General features: G+C 63.7%; 16 protein-coding genes. 11 read left to right on the top strand and 5 right to left on the bottom strand.

Translation table 11 applies throughout. The annotated features are described in order from the left end of the window. Positions 1–151: 151 nt before the first annotated feature. The 3 genes from A3CW_RS46410 to A3CW_RS0115540 all read left to right on the top strand — a co-directional run bounded on the left by A3CW_RS46410 (position 152) and on the right by A3CW_RS0115540 (position 2,319). Entirely contained in the window at positions 152–1,735 is a 1,584-nt protein-coding gene (locus A3CW_RS46410; protein ID WP_051481483.1) for a methyl-accepting chemotaxis protein, read from the top strand. Between the two features lie 188 nt (positions 1,736–1,923). After that, positions 1,924–2,052, top strand: coding sequence for a hypothetical protein (locus A3CW_RS54305; protein WP_266232436.1), 129 nt, complete (start codon positions 1,924–1,926; stop codon positions 2,050–2,052). 69 nt (positions 2,053–2,121) lie between these two features. Continuing rightward, the gene (locus A3CW_RS0115540; RefSeq protein WP_028204398.1) at positions 2,122–2,319 is read left to right on the top strand and encodes a hypothetical protein; all 198 of its coding nucleotides are present in this window, start codon (positions 2,122–2,124) and stop codon (positions 2,317–2,319) included. Between the two features lie 135 nt (positions 2,320–2,454). On the opposite strand, the gene A3CW_RS54300 is transcribed toward A3CW_RS0115540, so the two are convergent. Continuing rightward, entirely contained in the window at positions 2,455–2,586 is a 132-nt protein-coding gene (locus A3CW_RS54300) for a hypothetical protein (protein WP_281175112.1), read from the bottom strand. Positions 2,587–2,679: 93 nt separating this feature from the next. Between A3CW_RS54300 and A3CW_RS0115530 the strand changes: the two genes are divergently transcribed. From A3CW_RS0115530 to A3CW_RS0115515, 4 genes are all read left to right on the top strand, one after another. Continuing rightward, positions 2,680–3,639, top strand: a complete 960-nt coding sequence (locus tag A3CW_RS0115530) for an ABC transporter substrate-binding protein (RefSeq protein ID WP_407669744.1) — start codon at positions 2,680–2,682, stop codon at positions 3,637–3,639. A gap of 61 nt (positions 3,640–3,700) precedes the next feature. Next, positions 3,701–5,077, top strand: a complete 1,377-nt coding sequence (locus A3CW_RS0115525; protein ID WP_028204396.1) for a sensor histidine kinase — start codon at positions 3,701–3,703, stop codon at positions 5,075–5,077. Between the two features lie 19 nt (positions 5,078–5,096). Next, positions 5,097–5,777, top strand: a complete 681-nt coding sequence (locus tag A3CW_RS0115520; RefSeq protein WP_028204395.1) for a response regulator — start codon at positions 5,097–5,099, stop codon at positions 5,775–5,777. Between the two features lie 149 nt (positions 5,778–5,926). Then, positions 5,927–7,099, top strand: a complete 1,173-nt coding sequence (locus A3CW_RS0115515; RefSeq protein ID WP_161782936.1) for a porin — start codon at positions 5,927–5,929, stop codon at positions 7,097–7,099. Positions 7,100–7,178: 79 nt separating this feature from the next. On the opposite strand, the gene A3CW_RS53310 is transcribed toward A3CW_RS0115515, so the two are convergent. Further along, positions 7,179–7,478: a hypothetical protein gene (locus A3CW_RS53310; RefSeq protein WP_051481482.1), complete on the bottom strand. Its 300-nt coding sequence runs from the start codon at positions 7,476–7,478 to the stop codon at positions 7,179–7,181. Positions 7,479–7,873: 395 nt separating this feature from the next. Here A3CW_RS53310 and A3CW_RS0115505 point away from each other — a divergent pair, with 395 nt between their 5' ends. The 3 genes from A3CW_RS0115505 (at position 7,874) to A3CW_RS0115495 (ending at position 12,558) form a co-directional block, all read left to right on the top strand. Beyond that, positions 7,874–9,214, top strand: coding sequence for a 2-hydroxycarboxylate transporter family protein (locus A3CW_RS0115505; RefSeq protein ID WP_028204392.1), 1,341 nt, complete (start codon positions 7,874–7,876; stop codon positions 9,212–9,214). A 118-nt stretch (positions 9,215–9,332) separates the two neighbouring features. Continuing rightward, positions 9,333–11,198, top strand: coding sequence for a sensor histidine kinase (locus tag A3CW_RS0115500; protein ID WP_035513119.1), 1,866 nt, complete (start codon positions 9,333–9,335; stop codon positions 11,196–11,198). Further along, a complete protein-coding gene (locus A3CW_RS0115495; protein WP_028204390.1) occupies positions 11,188–12,558 on the top strand; it encodes a sigma-54-dependent transcriptional regulator in 1,371 nt (456 codons plus the stop codon). The genes A3CW_RS0115500 and A3CW_RS0115495 overlap by 11 nt, the downstream gene beginning before the upstream one ends. Before the next feature lie 4 nt (positions 12,559–12,562). Here A3CW_RS0115495 and A3CW_RS0115490 read toward each other — a convergent pair whose 3' ends face one another. From A3CW_RS0115490 to A3CW_RS0115480, 3 genes are all read right to left on the bottom strand, one after another. Further along, positions 12,563–13,000, bottom strand: a complete 438-nt coding sequence (locus A3CW_RS0115490) for a hypothetical protein (protein ID WP_028204389.1) — start codon at positions 12,998–13,000, stop codon at positions 12,563–12,565. 135 nt (positions 13,001–13,135) lie between these two features. Next, positions 13,136–13,864 carry a P-loop NTPase family protein gene (locus tag A3CW_RS0115485; RefSeq protein ID WP_245623655.1) on the bottom strand — a complete coding sequence of 243 codons (729 nt, stop codon included), beginning with the start codon at positions 13,862–13,864 and terminating at the stop codon, positions 13,136–13,138. Between the two features lie 156 nt (positions 13,865–14,020). Further along, positions 14,021–15,946 (bottom strand): hypothetical protein, encoded by a 1,926-nt coding sequence (locus A3CW_RS0115480; RefSeq protein ID WP_028204387.1) that lies wholly within the window; start codon positions 15,944–15,946, stop codon positions 14,021–14,023. A gap of 642 nt (positions 15,947–16,588) precedes the next feature. Between A3CW_RS0115480 and A3CW_RS0115475 the strand changes: the two genes are divergently transcribed. After that, on the top strand, positions 16,589–17,482 hold the full coding sequence (locus A3CW_RS0115475; RefSeq protein WP_028204386.1) for a LysR family transcriptional regulator: 894 nt from the start codon (positions 16,589–16,591) through the stop codon (positions 17,480–17,482). The last annotated feature ends 86 nt before the right edge of the window (positions 17,483–17,568 follow it).

The raw sequence follows: 17,568 nt of genomic DNA, 5'->3' as shown, positions 1-17,568 counted from the left end.
ATCGATTTTCGCAAGAGCTTGTTGCGTGATCTGTCTCTAATGCGTGCACAGCCGGCGCCGTATACGCAGTAACTCTCGCAGTGCGTGCCCGCGAAAGCGGGGTGCCGCTTGCTCGGGCACGCTCCTCAAAATATTAGAAAACGACAGACTGATGAAGCTTTCATTTGTGCAAAGGCTTTGGTTGCCGCTGATCCTGAGCCTCGTGTGTCTCGCAGGCGTATCGATTTATGACGCGTGGCAGATGCGGGCAACGCGCCTCGAGGAGCGCAAGGCGGATTTGAAGCACGCCTCGGAGATCGCGCTCGCCGTGGTGAAGTCATACGGCGAGCGCGCCAATGCTGGCACGTTGTCGCAAGAAGACGCCCAGAAGCGCGCGATGGAAGCCGTCAAGAACATGAAGTATGGCGAGGGTGGCTACTTCGGCATTATGAATTCGCAGTACGTGCTGCTGATGAATGCCGCGAGCCCGCACCTGGTCGGCAAGAATGTGGGTGACTTTCAGGATTCGAACGGCGTTTATCTGTTCAAGGAAATTGTTTCCGTCATCAAGCAGGAAGGCCAGGGCTTCGTGTCCTATTCCTTCAAGCGCGTCGGCTCGGACGACGTTGCGCCGAAAATCTCCTATAGCGTGAACTATCAGCCGTGGGACTGGATTCTCACGACGGGTCTTTATGTCGACGATATCGACGCGGCGTTCCGCGTGACGCTCTATTGGAGCCTCGGCATTCTGGCGGTGATCGCGCTGGCGCTCTCGGCGGTCGTGGCGGTCGTGAACCGGGGCATCCTGCGCTCGCTGGGCGGCGAGCCCGCCTACGCGGCGCAAATCGCCAACCGCATTGCCAACAACGACTTGACCGCCGTAGTGGAGATCGCAGCGGAAGACCGTTCGAGCCTGCTGTTTTCGATGAAGCGCATGCAGGAGCAGCTTACGCAGACCATCGACACGATCAAGCATTCCGCTGACTCCATCGCCACCGCGACCAACGAAATTGCCGCCGGCAATCAGGACCTCTCGCAGCGCACGGAAGAGCAGGCCGCATCGCTCGCGCAAACGGCGGCGAGCATGGAACAACTGACGTCCACGGTTTCGCAGAACGCCGACAGCGCCCGCGAGGCGAATCAACTCGCCGCACAAGCCGCCGAGGCCGCGGAGCAAGGGGGCGCCGTGGTCTCGCGCGTCGTGCAGACCATGGAGGACATCAACGCCAGTTCGGATCGCATCGCGAGCATCGTCGGCATCATCGAGAGCATCGCGTTCCAGACGAACATTCTCGCGCTCAATGCGGCCGTCGAAGCGGCGCGCGCCGGCGAGCAGGGGCGCGGTTTCGCCGTGGTGGCTTCGGAGGTGCGTTCGCTCGCGCAGCGTTCGTCGGCGGCGTCGAAGGAAATCAAGGAGCTGATTCACGAATCGGTCGAACGCTCGCATGCGGGCGCGTCTCACGTGCAGGAGGCCGGCGAAAAGATGCGCGTCATCACGCTGGAAATCCGGCGCGTGACCGATGTCATCAGCGAGATCACGGCCGCGTCGGAGGAGCAAAGCAAGGGCATCGGCCAGGTCGGCCAGGCCGTCACGCAGATGGACGAGGTCACGCAGCAGAACGCGGCGCTCGTGGAACAGGCCGCGGCGGCGGCAAGTGCGCTCGCCGCTCAGGCGAACGACCTCAAGGGCTCCGTTTCGATGTTCCGGCTGACCGGCTTGCACGATATGCCGGATCGGCACGCCTTACACATGTAAGCTCTCCCGCGCGGGCGGCGCAATGCCCCCGCGCGCAACCGCAGCCGCCGCCAGGTTGCACGCGCGGACACGGCACAGGCAGAATACGAAATTCCGGCCGACTCAAATGGGGCTGGATTCCGCGGGCTCGTGGCTACAAGCGGCCGCCCGCGCAACAATCAAAAAATCGAGCTTAGGGGAAGTTGAACATGATCGGACGGATTCTGGTGGTGGTATCGATGATCGGCGCACTGGCCGCTTTGGCGGGCTGCAACACGGTCGCCGGTTTCGGGCAGGACATCACAGACTCCGCCCGGGCCGTCCAGCGCGTTCTGTGACCTTCGCGCCGGGTGGCACGTTAGCTGAAGTGGGCCGACGTTCTAGCCCGGCTCGATGACGATCCCGAGTTGTCGCGCTATCAATATGTGAATGGACTCAAGGAAGCCAACGATCTCACTGCCATGTCATTCAGGAATTTGAAACTCGACTCGCTGGTCGACCAGTTGAAGATTCACGAATGCCATGCGCTCATCGGGCCGACCGACGTAACGAGCATCGAGCCCAACGATGTGGTGCGCGTCATGAAAAGCGCGCTGCCGCGCTAGACCCGCGCGAGTCCCGGCTGGCAACTCCCCCTGGCAGCGACCCGTGAACCGGGTCTCGCTGCTTTGCACGAAAACGATCAGGAATCCTGCTGGAATCGACTGCGCCTCGGCCGTCATCCTGAATAAAAGCCATTTTCATTCAAGATGATTAAAAGCATAAATAATGCCGCCGCTCATGGAAATCCCGTATAAATCCGCGTGACCCGCGAAAGCTTCGGGAAGGGTTTGAATCTCTAGAATCCCCGAAACGATCGAGGTGGCGAGCATCGCGCCGCCGGCCCATCCTGACGGAGACAATCAATGCAATCCAGTTTTGGCGCGCTGCGTCGAGCCGCACTCGCTGGCGGCCTGCTGTTTGCCATGGCGCTTCAAGGCGCCCATGCCGCCGACGATGCCGGCGACAAGATCACCATCATGGTCGGCGGTATTACGAAGCTCATTTACCTGCCCGCACGCCTCACCGAGCAATTGGGCTATTTCCGGGACGAAGGGCTGAACGTCGAACTGCTCTCGCAACCCGCGGGCGTGGATGCGGAGAACGAACTGCTCGCAGGCGCGGTGCAGGCCGTGGTGGGCTTCTACGATCACACCATCGACTTGCAGACCAAGGGCAAGGACGTCAAGGCGATCGTCGTGTTCGGTCAGGTGCCGGGCGAAGTGGAAATGGTGTCGTCGAAAGCGGCCGGCACGATCAAATCAATGGCCGACGTCAAAGGCAAGACGCTGGGCGTGACGGGCCTTGGATCCTCGACCAGTTTTCTCACGCAGTATCTCGCGAGCCAGCATGGCATCGCCTCCAGCGCCTACACCATGTTGCCGGTGGGCGCGGACGCGAGCTTCATCGCGGCCATCAAGCAGGGGCGCATCGACGCGGGCATGACGACCGAGCCGACCGTCTCGGCGCTGCAGAAGGCTGGCGACGCCAGGGTGCTCGTCGATATGCGCACGGTGGAAGGCACGCGCGCCGCGCTCGGCGGCACCTATCCCGCCGCAAGCCTTTACGTGCAGGACGCATGGGCCGAGTCGCACAAGGCTCAGGCGGTGAAGCTCGCGCACGCGTTCGTGCGCACCATGCAGTTCATTCACACGCACAGCGCCGAGGAAATCGCCGCGCAAATGCCCGCCGACTATCAAAAGGACAAGGCGCTCTACGTGAGCGCACTCAAGGCTTCGTTGCCGATGTACACCGCAGACGGCAAGATGCCCGCCGACGGCCCGGCAACCGTGCTGAAGGTGCTCTCGAGTTTCAATCCTTCGGTCAAGGGCAAGCACGTGGATCTGTCCGGCACGTACACGAACGAATTCGTCAGCGCGAAATGAAGCACGCCCGCAGCCGCCGTCCTGCGCGAGCCTCGCGGTTCGGTACCTGAGAGAGCGCGACATGGTGCATAGCCTGCGTGGGCGATTGCTGTTGTGGCTGCTGGTGCCGCTCGCCGCGTTTGTCGTCGTGACGAGTTGCGAGTCGTACGATGCCGCGCGGCAGACCGCGGATCTCGTGCAGGACCACTCGTTGCTGGATTCGGCGCGCACGATCATCGAAGACGTCGACTGGGACAACGGCTCCCTCAGCGCGTCGATCCCGCCGGCGGCGCTGGAACTGTTCGAATCGCCCTGGCAGGATCACGTGTTCTACAAGGTGCTCGCCGGCAATGGCCGCCTGCTGGGCGGCGCGCCGGACTTGCCGCTGCCGCGCGCGAACTCAGCCGAGGCGCCTGTGTTCTACGACACCACGTATGCGGGCTTGCCGATTCGCGCCGTGGCCTACGAGCGCATGCTCTACGACTCGGGCCGCGCCGAACGCGTCATGGTGATCGTCGGCAAGACGATCGCGTCGCGCGAGGCGATGGTCAACGCCTTGTGGAGGCCGCAGCTCGCACGCCAGTGGTTCATGCTGGCGCTCGTCGCGCTGCTCGTGCCGCTCGGGCTCACGCTCGAACTGCGGCCGCTCATGAAGCTCAAGGACGACGTTGCCGACCGCGAGCCCGTGCAACTGGAGCCGATCCGCCCGGATCCTCTGCCATCCGAGCTGAGGCCGATCGTCGAGGCGATCAACCAGTGCATCGCGCGGCTCAAGGTGCATGCCGCCATGCAGCGCCAGTTCATCGCCGACGCGGCGCACCAGTTGCGCACGCCGCTCACGCTGCTCACCACGCAAACGCAATTCGCGAGTCAATGCGACGCGGGCGATCCCGCGCTTTTCGACGCACTCAAAGGCGTACGCCGCACGAGCCAGAAAATGGCGGAGTTGACGAATCAACTGCTTTTGCTCGCGCAGGCGGAATCGATGACACAGTCGTCGCGCAGTCAGACGCGCGTCGATCTCACGGAAGTCGTTTCTTCCGTGCTCGAAGAGATGGTCCAGGCCGCGGAACGGCGCGGCATCGATCTCGGCGCGGAACTCGACGACGACGTGCACGTGGCGGGCAACACGGGCCTGCTGGCCTCGCTCGTGTCCAACCTGATCGACAACGCCATTCGCTACACGCACAAGGGCGGCCGCGTGACGGCCGTGTGCCGCAGCGAAGGGGAGCAGGTCATGTTGCAGGTGGTGGACAACGGCCCCGGCATTCCAGCCGAGGCGCGTGCGCACGTGTTCGAGCGCTTCTATCGCGTCGCGGCGGATACCGAGGGCACGGGCCTCGGTCTTGCCATCGTGCATCAGGTCGCGCGCTCGCACGGCGGCTCGGTGAGCGTTGCCGCGGGAGCCGAGCGGGTGGGTCTGGTCGCGACGGTGCGCTTGCCGGTCTGGCCCGGATGAGGAGAGGTGAGAAGGCACCATGAAGCTGCTGCTCGTAGAAGACAACGCCGAACTCGCGCACTGGATCGTCAACCTGTTGCGCGCCGAGAATTTCACGGTGGACTGCGTCGCCGATGGCGAAGCCGCAGACTCCGTGCTGCTCACGCAGAGCTACGATCTCGTGCTCCTCGACATGCGCCTGCCGCGCCTGAGCGGCAAGGACGTGCTCAACCGTTTGCGGCGCAGGCGCAATAACGTGCCCGTGCTCATGCTGACCGCGCATGGCTCGATAGACGACAAGGTGGCGTGTTTCGGCGCCGGTGCCGACGACTACGTGGTCAAGCCGTTCGACAGCCGCGAACTGGTTGCGCGCATCAAGGCGCTGATACGGCGCCAGACGGGCGAGAAGTCGGGCTGGCTGACCTGTGGCGACCTGCAGTACGTTTGCGACACGCGCGAGTTCCGCCACAAGGATGCGCCGCTCAGCTTGCGCCGGCGCGAGCATTCCATCCTCGAAGCGCTCATGCTGCGCCAGGGCAAGGCTGTGCCGAAGCAGGCGTTGCTGGAGCGCATCTGCAGCCTGAGCGACGAACCGAGTGTGGACGCGATCGATATCTACATCCACCGCCTGCGCAAGCATCTGGCGGAGTCGAGCGTGCAGATCACCACGCTGCGCGGCCTCGGCTACATCCTTCGCGTGAAAGAGCCGGTGGCGGCCTGAGCAGGCCGGCTTATTTACCGGTATTGGTGGATGTACTTAGGCATACGAATCGTTCGTGAAAGAATCGCGAAGGATTCACCTCTCTACTATTCGTCTCACCCGCTGATTCACACGGCTCGCCGCAACCGGTGAGTGATGGCAGCGGGTCCATGAAAACTTCCAACGAAGCAACCCTGGAGACGATCTTGAAGAGAAAACAACTTGCTGTCGCTGCAGTTGGCGCGACCTTCGGCGCACTTGCAGCGAGCGGCGCACACGCACAATCGAGCGTTCAACTCTACGGCCTTATCGACCTGAGCGTCCCTACGTATCAATCGCACGCGGACGCCAACGGCAACCACGTAATCGGCATGGGCATTGCCGGCGAACCGTGGTTCAGCGGCAGCCGCTGGGGCTTGAAGGGCGCCGAAGACATCGGCGGCGGCACGAAGGTGATCTTCCGCCTCGAAAGCGAATACCGCGTGAGCGACGGCCAGATGGAAGACCCGGGCCAGCTCTTCGACCGCGACGCCTGGGTTGGCGTGGAGGACGAGCGCTTCGGCAAGCTCACGGCGGGCTTCCAGAACACCATCGCGCGTGACGCCGCGGCTATTTACGGCGACCCGTACGGCAACGCGAAGCTCACGACGGAAGAGGGCGGCTGGACCAACGCCAACAACTTCAAGCAGATGATTTTCTACGCGGCGAGCGCAACGGGCACCCGTTACGACAACGGCGTCGCGTGGAAGAAGGTGTTCGACAACGGCATCTTCGCCGCGGCGGGCTACGCGTTCGGCAATTCAACGAGCTTCGGCAATAACGCGAACTATCAGTTCGCACTTGGCTACAACGCGCCGACGTGGACGGCCTCGACCTTCTATAACCACGTGAACCGCGACGGCAACACCAACCAGGCGTTCTCGGTTGGCGGCAACTACACGATCGGCATCGTGCGCGCCAATGCGGGCTATTTCCGCTACTGGGGCAATCAGGGGGCGCTCGGCCAGCGTCAGGACAATGCGTGGACGGTCTCGTTCAAGCTCGCGCCGAAGGGCGCGCTCGACTACGAACTCGGCTATCAGCAAATGCGCACGCACAACGCTGCGTATAACGTCGATGGCGATATTCCGAACGCCAACCTTGGCGCATTCGATCCCACGAGCGGGCTGCACAACGGCTTCAAGGAAACGCTCTACGGCTCGATCTTCTATCACCTGTCCAAGCGCACCGAAGTGTATCTGGCGGGCGACTACATGAAGCTGCACGGCGGCTATACGGTGGGCACGACCTTCGGTGCGACCAACCAGGTTGAAGTGACGACGGGCGTGCGCACGCGCTTCTGATCGGCCTTTTCAACCGTCCTCACTGCACGCGGGGCTCGATTCGTCAGGCGAATCGAGCCCCGTCGTGCTTTCTGCGGCGTCAACCCGCGTCCACGCAGGCTACGCTCGGCGCCGTATAGGCAGAGGGATAAGGCGATTCCGGTCCGCTCACGAGCCTCAGACGCTGCGTGGCGAGGACATCGGCTTCCACCTGCTCGCGACGCGTGAGCGCCGCCGTTTCGCCGGCAGGCTGTGATTCGTTCACGCTGCAAAGCAGATTCCTTCCGCTCGATAACTGCACAGGCGTCTGGTAGGCCGAACCCGGCGGCGCGGCCAGCGCGCCGGCACTCCACAGCGCCGCGGCGCAAACGACGGCGCATCCTGGCAAGACGATCTTCATGGCTCGCTCCTCACATTGCGGTAATCCATCTTCTGCCAACGATCGGCGTCGTTCCAGAGCGAATTCTGAAAATCACTCTTGCCATGCACTCAACGGTCGGGCCGAAGCAGGCCGAGATTTCAGCCTGCGGCTCGGGCCGATTCTGAAATCTCGGATCGGCGGCGGCTTCGAGAGGCGTGACGTTCCGGGAAATGGCAAATAAATCAAGGTGTTGCGGATTATTCGAGAGGCCGGCGCGCGCTGGCACGGCTACTGCTTTATAGAGGCCCGGCGGCCTATCCCACGATAGCCCGCCGCCCTCATTAAACAAGCACCGGAGACGCGACGCAGTCCGGTCGCGAAAACGAAGGAGACATCCCGTGCAGAACAGCGTATCCGCATCCGCCGCCTCGCAGGTGACCCAGGCGGTCCCCGAATCATCCCCGACGACCCAAACCCGCTTCTGGCCCGAAGGCTGGTGGAAGCTGATGGAAATCCGCATCGGCATCATTCCGCTGCCGATCTACGTGATCCTGTTTGCGCTGATCGCGGGCTTCGCGGTCACGGGCAAGGTGCCCGGCGAGATCTCGATGGCCATCGCCGTGCTCGCCTTCTGCGGCTTCACGTGCGCCGAACTCGGCAAGCGTCTGCCGGTGTTGCGCAATATCGGCGCGGCAGCGATTCTCGCGACCTTCGTGCCTTCGGCGCTCGTGTACTACCACGTGCTGCCCAAGCCCGTGCAGCACCTCACGGTCGAGTTCACGAAACAGACCAACTTCCTCTATCTCTTCATCGCCTCGATCATCGTCGGCAGTATTCTCAGCATGGACCGGCGCGTGCTGATTCAAGGCTTCCTGAAGATCTTCATTCCGCTTGCGGCCGGCACGGTGGCGGCGACCATCGTGGGCACCGCGGTTGGCGCGGCGCTCGGACTCGGCGTCAAGCACACGCTGCTCTATATCGTCGTGCCGATCATGGCCGGCGGTGTGGGCGAAGGCGCGATTCCGCTCTCCGTGGGCTATTCGGAAATCATGCACGTCGCGCAAGGCGACCTGTTCGCGCAGGTCTTGCCGCCCGTGATGCTCGGCAGCCTGATCGCGATCATCCTCTCGGGCATGCTCGACATGCTGGGCAAGCGCATGCCGCATCTCACCGGCAACGGTCGTCTGCAAGTCGGCGCGAGCGATGAACTGGCGTCGTCGAACGACGAAGCTCGCGGGCACGTGGACGTGAGCCACATCGCCGCGGCCGGTATCACGGCGATCACGCTGTACCTCATCGGCCTGATGGCGAACAAGCTGTTCGGCCTGCCCGCGCCGGTGGCGATGCTGTTCCTCGCCGTGCTCGTGAAGCTCGCGCGCGCGGTTTCGCCGCCGCTGCAGGAAGGCGCATTCGTGGTCTACAAGTTCTTCTCGACCGCGGTCACCTACCCGCTGCTGTTCGCGATCGGCGTGGCGATGACGCCGTGGGACAAGCTGATGGCCGCGTTCACGCTCGTCAATGTCGTGACGATCGCCGCGACCGTGGTCACGCTCATGGGCACGGGCTTCGTGGTGGGACGCCTGATGAAGATGTACCCTATCGACACCGCAATCGTGAACGCGTGCCACAGCGGCCAGGGCGGCACCGGCGACGTGGCGATCCTCACCGCGGCGAACCGCATGCAGCTCATGCCGTTCGCGCAGATCGCCACGCGTATTGGCGGCGCCATCGTCGTGACCGTGACGCTCATCCTGCTCGCGCATTTCGGCGCATGACGCGCTGCTGTGCGCCCCTCGTGCGCGCCTTCGCGATAATGGCGCCGGTGCTTCCGGCGCGCGGTATCCGCTGAACCCGCCGTCTGGCGGCAGCCAATCGACGAGGGCGAACGTGCAGATGCGTTACAAGGGCATTCCATGGTGGGGATGGGCGGCGGCGGCCGTGCTGTATGTCGGTGCGGCCGCCGCCGCGGTGGAGTTCGCATGGAACCGCGCGATCGACGCGCTGGCCGACGTCGGCGAGCATCGGCTCGATCTCTACGCGGCGAGCCTGAAAAGCGAGCTGGGACGCTTCGAGATGGTCCCCGCGCTCGTGGCGCGGCAGGACAGCGTGCGCGCGTTGCTCAAGGCGCCGCCCGCTGAAGCGCGTGGCATGTTGCCCGCGGTCGATGCCTATCTCGAAGCGGTCAACAACGATGTCGGCAGCGGCGCCGTAGACGTGATCGACGCGCACGGCACGGTGATCGCCGCGAGCAACTGGAACCAGCCGGTCAGCTTCGTCGACACCAACGTGTCGTATCGGCCGTACTTCAAGGACGCGCTCACCCAGGGCCGCGGCCGCTTCTTCGGCATCGGCACGAACACCGGCATTCCGGGGCTGTACTTCGCGAGTGCGATTCACGACGGCGACACGGCGATCGGTGCGGCCGCGGTGAAGGTCAGCGTCGACGCGCTCGAATCCGCGTGGCGCACGCCTGGCGAGGCGGCGATCGTCGTCGACAGCAACGGCGTGATCGTGATCTCGACCCAGCCCGAATGGAAATTCACCGCCATGCGTGCGATGACCGAGCCGCAGCAGCGCGACATCCAGGCGTCGCGCCAATACGCGGGCCGCATCGTCGAGGCGCTGCGATACCGGCGCATTGGCGACTGGAACGACAGCGCGTGGATCGGCATCTTTCCCGACCTGCGCCGCGCGGGCCGTACGGCCCGCTTTCTCGTGATGGCGCGTCCCGCGCCGCAAGGGCAGGACACGATCATGGTGCTGCTCGACACGGCGGGCGCGCGGCGGCAGCAGCGGCTCGCGTTCGCATTCGTGACGGGCGTGTTCCTGATCGCCGCGCTCTATGCGCTGTATGCGGTGCAGCGCCGGCGCGTGATCGTGGAGAAGCTCAAGGCGCAAGAAGCCTTGCGGCGCGCGAATGACCAGCTGGAAACGACCGTGGCGCAGCGGACCGCCGCGCTCACGCAAGCGAACGCGCAGATGCAGCGCGAGATCGCCGAGCGCGAACGCACCGAGCAGCGCTTGCGCGCCACGCAGCAGGAGGTCGTGCACGCCGGCAAGCTCGCCGTGATCGGCCAGATGGCGGCCGGGCTCACGCACGAGCTGAATCAGCCGCTCGTCGCGATCCGCACGCTCTGCGACAATGCGCGTACTTTCTTCGAGCGCAATCAGGGCGCCCAGGCGAACGCCAATCTCGAGCGCGTCGGACGCCTCGTGGACAGCATGGCGGTGCTGACGAGCGAGCTGAAGGCGTTTGCGCGCAAGCCGGAAGTGGAGCGCGTCGCGGTGTCGCTCTGCGAAGCCGTCGCGCATGCGCGGCTCATCTACGAGTCGCGGATCCGCGACGAAGCGGTGCGGCTCGACGTGAAGATCGCGCAGGGCACGACGGTGTATGCGGAGTCGAGTCAACTGCAACAGGTAATCGTCAATCTGCTGGGCAATGCGCTCGACGCCGTGCGCGACGCGAGCACGCGCGCGATCGCGATCGAGGCGGGTGAGCCCGACGCACAAGGCCGTGTGCGCTTCACGATCGAGGATAGCGGCCCCGGCATCGCGCCGGATGTGCTGGCGCACCTGTTCGAGCCGTTCGTGACGACCAAGCCGCGCGGGCAAGGCCTCGGGCTCGGGCTCGCGATCACATCGCGCATCGTCGAAGGCTTTGGCGCGAAAATCACCGCAACGAATCGCGACGAAGGTGGAGCCCGCTTCACGATCGAATTCGCGGCAGCCGAGCCGCAAAGGACAGAATATGGCAGATGAGATTCGGGTGCTGGTCGTCGAGGATGACGAGAATGTCCGCATCGGCGTCGAGCAGGCGGTGGCGCTGGCCGGCTTTCCGGTGAGCGCCTATGCGTCTGCCGCCGATGCGTATGCCGACGTCGCGCCGGGCGCGCCGGTCGTGATCGTCTCCGACGTGCGTATGCCCGGCATCGACGGCCTGCAACTGCTCGACCACGTGATGGCGATCGATCCGCAAATTCCCGTGCTGCTGATCAGCGGGCACGCGGACATTTCGACAGCGGTCAGCGCAATGCGTGTGGGCGCCTACGACTTCATCGAAAAGCCATTCTCCTCCGATGTGATCGCGGGCCGCGTGGCGCGCGCGGTCGAGAAACGGCGGCTCACGCTCGAAGTCGAGGGCCTGCGCGCTTCGTTGCACAACTGGCAGGGGATCGAGGCGCTCGTGCTCGGCAAGTCGCCGGCCATGGCGGAGGTCCGCAAGAAGATTCTGCGTCTTGCGGATACCTCCGTGTCGGTGCTGATCACCGGCGAAACGGGCACGGGCAAGGAACTGATCGCACGCAGCCTGCACGACTTCAGCGCGCGGCGCGACGCGCATTTCGTGGCGCTCAATTGCGGCGGTTTGCCCGAGCAGGTGTTCGAGAGCGAACTGTTCGGGCACGAGGCGGGCGCGTTCACGGGCGCGATCAAGAAGCGCGTTGGCAAGATCGAATGGGCGAATGGCGGCACGCTCTTTCTCGACGAGATCGAAACGATGCCGATGGCGCTGCAGATCAAGATGCTGCGCGTGCTGCAGGAGCGCGTGGTCGAGCGCCTGGGCGCAAACGAGCTGATTCCGGTGGATTGCCGGATCGTTGCCGCTTCGAAGGCCGACCTCGCCGAAGTGTCTGCCGAGGGCGGCTTTCGCGCCGACCTGCTGTACCGGCTGAACGTCGCGCAGATCGAATTGCCGCCGCTGCGCGAGCGGCGCGAGGACGTCCCGCTGCTGTTCGAGCATTTCGTGCTCGCGGCCGCGCGGCGCTTCGGTACGCCGGCACCGGTCGTGACCGCTGCACAGGTGTCCGAACTCATGACGCACGCATGGCCCGGCAACGTGCGCGAGTTGCAGAATGTCGCCGACCGCTTCGTGCTCGGGCTGACCGGCGACAGCCTGCTTTCCGCGGGCGCGGCTACCGTGAAAGGGGAGACGCTGGCGGATCAGCTAGCGTATTTCGAGCGGATGCTGATCGAGAACACGCTGCGCCGCCATCACGGCAACGTTGCCCAGGCGAGCGAGGAGCTTGGGATGCCGAAGAAAACGCTCTATCACAAGCTGCGTCAGCTGAAGATCGCGGACCGCGACTCGCTGGGCGACGAGAAGGACGACAAAGACGCCTAACCGGCTAGTTGGTGCGGTACGTGGTCGTTGACGATTGCAGCTTGGTGAGCGCGCCGTTCTTGAGCCGGAACCAGCCCTCCGAGCCTTGCATCACGACTTCGTCGGGCTGCCAGAACACGCGCTTGATCGTCATGCGTGTGGTCACGTGCTGCACGAGCGGCGGATTGCGTCGAAAGTCGTACAGCACCGGACCGTAGGCGGTCTGCACGAGCATGCGCGTAATCGTGCTGTTGTCGTGGCCCACTTCGTCGAAATGCGCGAGCGTCTTCGCGTCGAAGCGGTCGAAGATATCCTTGCCGAGGACCGCCACGAAGTCGCGGTCGTCGCGCACGAATTGCACCGTGCCTGCGGGGGTGGCGAACGAGCCGGTCGCGTCGCTTTGCGCATGAGCGCAGGTCACGAACGAGGCGGCGGTGAGTGCGGCGAGTAACAGTCGTTTCATGTTGCTTTCCAGTTGGTTCGCAGCATTTTCGTTCATTTCTGTCGCTGCGTCGAAAGCTTAAGGGTCGAGAGCGCCGCCAGCAAGCGTCGCGATCGCGTACACCGTGCTGAGCGCAGCTACGCGGCGCAGACGTCTTCAGCCTGATTGCGCCAAACGCAACGCGCGCAGGATTTGCCCCTCGTAGGCTGGCCAGTTCCTTGCTGAGTTTTCGATTGCGAGCTTCACCAGGGGCAGCCGCTCGAACAGTGCATCGGTGAGGCGGCGGTAGTCGCGATAGAGCGCTATCAGCCCCTCCAAATCTTTGTATCCTCTGCGCTCGCAATAAGGCGCCGCGAGCTTCCAGTTCACCTGATAGTCGATCCAGGCGGGACCGCGCTCCGCACATACGGTTCGCACCGCAGCCTCGACATCGTTCTGCCAGAGGTAAATGACCAATGGATCGAGCGGGGCGATGACGGCGGCCAGCGCGTCCGCGTAGTCGAACATGAGCGCGGGCGGCGCTTCCATCAGCAGCAGGTGAGTCAGGTCGCCGTGGAAGAGCTGGCCGTCCATGACGGGGATGGCGTCGCCGCGCTGTCCGGCCTCGACAAAAGCCGTCCACCGGGACAGCGCGCGGGTTGCAAGATGTTGTGGCGTCGCGTCCCGCCAGGGTTCGAACCAGTGTTCGAGTTCGTCTGTCGCGCGAACCGGGTGAGGCGCCGTTCTTTCGTGGATCGGCAACGCCCGTTGTCCCGCTTCGTGCAGGCATCCAGCGATAAAGCGCATGATCGTGGACTTGCCCGAGCCCATGATGCCCTCGACGATCACTAACCGATGAGGCCGTAAAGAACCCATGCAGCCGGATGTCGACGGCGAATTTTCCATGTGCTGGCTCGCGGTTGGACAGAGCGCAAGTATACCGCCGCAAGCGTGCCCCGCCGGTGGTAAACGGAAGAGGCGCCCTGGCCGCGGAACAGTGTCCGCGGCCAGGGCGCCTCAGGGTACGGCTTTTTCGTGCGACCAGGTGGCCGCCCGGTTCGGTCAGTTCGGCACGTAGCCCGTAGGCAGCGTCGCATTGGCGCTCGCCACCGAAGCGTTCTGCGAAATCACATAGACCGGCGATTCGGTCAGGCTCAGCGCGACTTTGCCGTTGCTGTAGCTCTTCGTCGTCGGATTGCCCATTTCGTCGAGCACGGTGACCGTGCCGCTCGTGCCGGGTGCATCCACCGCGAGGCTGTAGCCCACGCTATAGGTCGAGCTGTAGCCGGCGCTCGCGCTCCACACGCTGTTGTTGTGCGTCCAGAGGGCCGTGATGACCGCGCCGTTGCTGAGCTGCTGGAACGCGTAAGCGTAGACCCCCGAGGGCGTTTTCTTCACCGGACCAAGCGTGTTGGTGCCGTCGAGAATACGCGTCATCGCCGCGACGGCCATGGCCGCCGGTTTCGGGCTGATGTTCTGCGCGCCATACTGGCCCTGGGCGTCGGCGAGATCGAAGAACGTGCCGTAGCCCACGAGGCCCGGGAAGTCCGCACCGTAGAAGATCCAGGTTTGATCGGCGCCTTCGCCCAGAATGATCAGGTGGCTGCGCGCCACCACCGCGCCTTGTGCGTACAGGATATTGCCGGTCGGATAGTTGGGACCGTACGACGAACCGTTGTCGTAGCTGATGCCAAGCTCCGTGCTGAACAGCTTCATGCCCGGCTTGTAGTCAGCCGCCATTTCGCTGCGCAGCGCGCGCATTTGCCCCATCAGCGAGCCGGACGCGTTGGCCGGATCGGTTTCTTGACGCTCGGGCGGGAACGAAGGCGAGCTGCCGTTGATGTCGTAGTAGCTGTGCGTCGTCACGCCGTCGATGTCCTGCGCGTAGCCGAGCGGCGCGAGGGCTTTCAACTGGTCGGCGGTGCCGGACGGCGCCGTATCGGTCGGCCCCATCACGACTGCGTGAGGGTCGGTCGAGTGGATACCTTGATAGACGGCTTGATAGAGCTGCACGAATTGCGTGTTCGTGCCTTGCCATTGGGCATCCGGTTCCCAGGTGAGCTGGTAGTAGTTGGCCGCTTGCTGCGGAAAATAAGTCGTCCGAATGATGTTCGATTCCGTACCGATCCGGCTCATGTAGTTCTGGTAATACGCGAGATCGGTGGGCGGAAGCGATTCGTCCTCGAACGCGCCCGTCGGGCTCGCCCAGGCGGGAATGCCGTCCAGACGCACGAGGCGCATCACGTTGCCCGTGGTGTAGAACGGGTCGAGATTGTTGGCGTTCGGGTTGAAGGTGTTGGGGCCGTTCGGCTCCATGTTGTACAGCTCGCGATGGTCGTACGTCCACGAGATGCCGAGCGAGGAGAGCACCGAAGTGTTGTCGTCTTCGCCTTGCATGCCGAAGCGATGCAGGTCCTGGTGCGGATACGTAACGGTCGGCACGATGCCGGCCAGATTGGGCAGCACGCCGAAGGTCGCGGTGCCGGCGGGGCGGGTGCCCAGCTCGGGGAGCTGTCCGCCCGCGGTGGCGAGCTTGGCGGTCACGGCAAAGTAGCCTGCGAGCGTCGACGAGCAGCTCAGCGTGGTCGTCACCGGGCCTGCCGCCACGCGCAGGCTGCCGCTCGTGACCACCTTGCCGAGATGGTCGCTGATCGACCAGTTCACGGTGTCGGCTGCGGGCGCATTGGTGGTGAATGCGAGGGGAAACGCCGTACCCGAGGCGAAGATACGGCCGCTCTGCGTGGTCGGCGTATCGACGCTCACCAGCTCGCTGCTGGAGCTCGCGCTCGATTTCACGGCGGAGCCGCAGTGCAGCGTGCCGTGCGTGCTGGTGGCCGCATTCGCGCTGGCGTCCGTGGCAGTCGCGTCACTCGCGCTTTGTGTCGTGGCCGAGGCATTGGTCGCATCCGTCCCGGAGCTTCCGGAGCTGCCACCGCCGCACGCCGCGAGGAATAGCGACGACGACAGCAAGAGATAGAAGAGTTTCATCGATCGAAAAAAAAAGACAAAACGACGCCCAGCCGGCGACGGCGCGCAATGGCGCTCAGATGCTGGCTAAGGTCTGAAGAATGAGATTTAACGGACGCCGCACAACGGCTCGATGAGCCCTGCGCCCGCTACGTGCGCCGCGCGGCTCGCGCTATTGCGCGAACCTGCGTATCTGTCCTTTTGCTTTCGCGCGGGTAAATATTGCACCCTCGCTACGGCTGCCCCGTCGGGAATTTCGGCCCTGCGCTGGATCCCTGAAGGAGGGGAGACGTGCGCAATTTTTTCGGACGAAGATTACGAAGTCACTGCTTGAAGTCAGACGCGCGGCGGATATTACCGATAATTCCCCCTGGCATGTGAAAATCAGACGTAACAAAATGTCACACGAATTGTGTCTAGTTTCAATTACCGAAACTTAGTCAATTTCCGCCAATAGCAAGGTATTAATTACCTCAAATGCAGACGGTAATGCTTACTGCATAGATTGCGTGTTTCACCTGCTATTGCCCGCAATATCGGCAGTTCTGGGACGGTCTGAAGTGCACGGATGTAATTAATTCTTTGGTCTATATTTCCCTTTTAATTCCCTTTCTGATTTATTCGGGTCGGACGTTAATTGACTCTGCTGATATTATTGCGGCCATGCGAATCGATCCCTATAGCCTCGAGCTGTTCATCTCGGTCGTGGAGGAAGGCTCCATTGCCCGAGCGGCCAGCCGCAACCACATTGCGCCGTCGGCACTGAGCCGCCGCATGGCGGATCTGGAAGCCGCGATGGGGCTGCCTTTGCTGATCCGCTCGCCGTCGGGCGTCGAATTGACGGAGGCGGGCCGGCACGCGTTTTCACGCGCGGCAGCGGTACACGACCAGTTGCAGTCGCTGGCGCGTGAGGTTCACTCGCTCAGCGGCGAGGTGGCGGGTGTGGTGCGCCTGTTCGCCAACGCGTCCGCGATCGTTGGTTTTCTGCCGGAACGGCTCAAGGTCTTTCAGGCGCGCTACCCGCTCGTGCAGATCGCCCTGACCGAACAGATCAGTGACGAAGTCGTGCGGGCCTGTATGGAGGATCGCGCGGACGTGGGGATATCCGCGAGCGGCAGGATTCCCGGCGCGCTGGATTCGTGGCACTTCGCCAACGACCCGCTCATGGTCGTGCTGCCGCCCGAGCATGAACTGGCGGCCATGCAGGCACTCACGTTCAACGACGTGCTGCGTTTTCCGCTCGTGGCGCTGCAGGCGGGCGGCTCGCTCGACCAGATACTCAAGGAGCGCGCCGCCGCTGCGCGCGTGCCGCTCAAGATTCCGGTGACGGTCAACAGCTTCGACGCCCAATGCCGCATGGTCGAGGCTCGCCTCGGCATAGGCATCGTGCCGACCAGTGCGGCGTCGGCCTTCGCGGGCTCGCAGGGGTTCGTGCGCCGGCCGCTCGACGAGCCCTGGGCGACGAGCCGCAGTCTGCAATTGCACGCGTTGCGCAAGTCGACGCGCCTGAGGGCCGTACAAGCCTTGATCGATACACTCGTCCAGCGCGAGGGTTAACGAGAACATCGCGAACGGCGATGCCCCCTTTGCCGATCGAGCACTTCATCGCGCCGCCCACTGCCGTCTAGATTTCCCCTCAAGGA

Origin of the sequence: Paraburkholderia nodosa DSM 21604 (assembly GCF_000519185.1) — a bacterium.
Lineage (GTDB): Bacteria > Pseudomonadota > Gammaproteobacteria > Burkholderiales > Burkholderiaceae > Paraburkholderia > Paraburkholderia nodosa.
Note: the sequence above shows the minus strand (reverse complement) of the source record. Positions and strands in the feature narration are given on the sequence as shown.

Coding starts and splice junctions, on each gene's coding strand:
- A3CW_RS0115480 (WP_028204387.1), bottom strand. CDS start 15,946: ATGAAACTCTTCTATCTCTTGCTGTCGTCGTCGCTATTCCTCGCGGCG.
- A3CW_RS0115495 (WP_028204390.1), top strand. CDS start 11,188: ATGGCAGATGAGATTCGGGTGCTGGTCGTCGAGGATGACGAGAATGTC.
- A3CW_RS0115490 (WP_028204389.1), bottom strand. CDS start 13,000: ATGAAACGACTGTTACTCGCCGCACTCACCGCCGCCTCGTTCGTGACC.
- A3CW_RS53310 (WP_051481482.1), bottom strand. CDS start 7,478: ATGAAGATCGTCTTGCCAGGATGCGCCGTCGTTTGCGCCGCGGCGCTG.
- A3CW_RS0115520 (WP_028204395.1), top strand. CDS start 5,097: ATGAAGCTGCTGCTCGTAGAAGACAACGCCGAACTCGCGCACTGGATC.
- A3CW_RS0115515 (WP_161782936.1), top strand. CDS start 5,927: ATGAAAACTTCCAACGAAGCAACCCTGGAGACGATCTTGAAGAGAAAA.
- A3CW_RS54300 (WP_281175112.1), bottom strand. CDS start 2,586: ATGCTCGCCACCTCGATCGTTTCGGGGATTCTAGAGATTCAAACCCTT.
- A3CW_RS54305 (WP_266232436.1), top strand. CDS start 1,924: ATGATCGGACGGATTCTGGTGGTGGTATCGATGATCGGCGCACTGGCC.
- A3CW_RS0115525 (WP_028204396.1), top strand. CDS start 3,701: ATGGTGCATAGCCTGCGTGGGCGATTGCTGTTGTGGCTGCTGGTGCCG.
- A3CW_RS0115500 (WP_035513119.1), top strand. CDS start 9,333: ATGCGTTACAAGGGCATTCCATGGTGGGGATGGGCGGCGGCGGCCGTG.
- A3CW_RS0115530 (WP_407669744.1), top strand. CDS start 2,680: ATGGCGCTTCAAGGCGCCCATGCCGCCGACGATGCCGGCGACAAGATC.
- A3CW_RS0115485 (WP_245623655.1), bottom strand. CDS start 13,864: ATGGAAAATTCGCCGTCGACATCCGGCTGCATGGGTTCTTTACGGCCT.
- A3CW_RS46410 (WP_051481483.1), top strand. CDS start 152: ATGAAGCTTTCATTTGTGCAAAGGCTTTGGTTGCCGCTGATCCTGAGC.
- A3CW_RS0115475 (WP_028204386.1), top strand. CDS start 16,589: ATGCGAATCGATCCCTATAGCCTCGAGCTGTTCATCTCGGTCGTGGAG.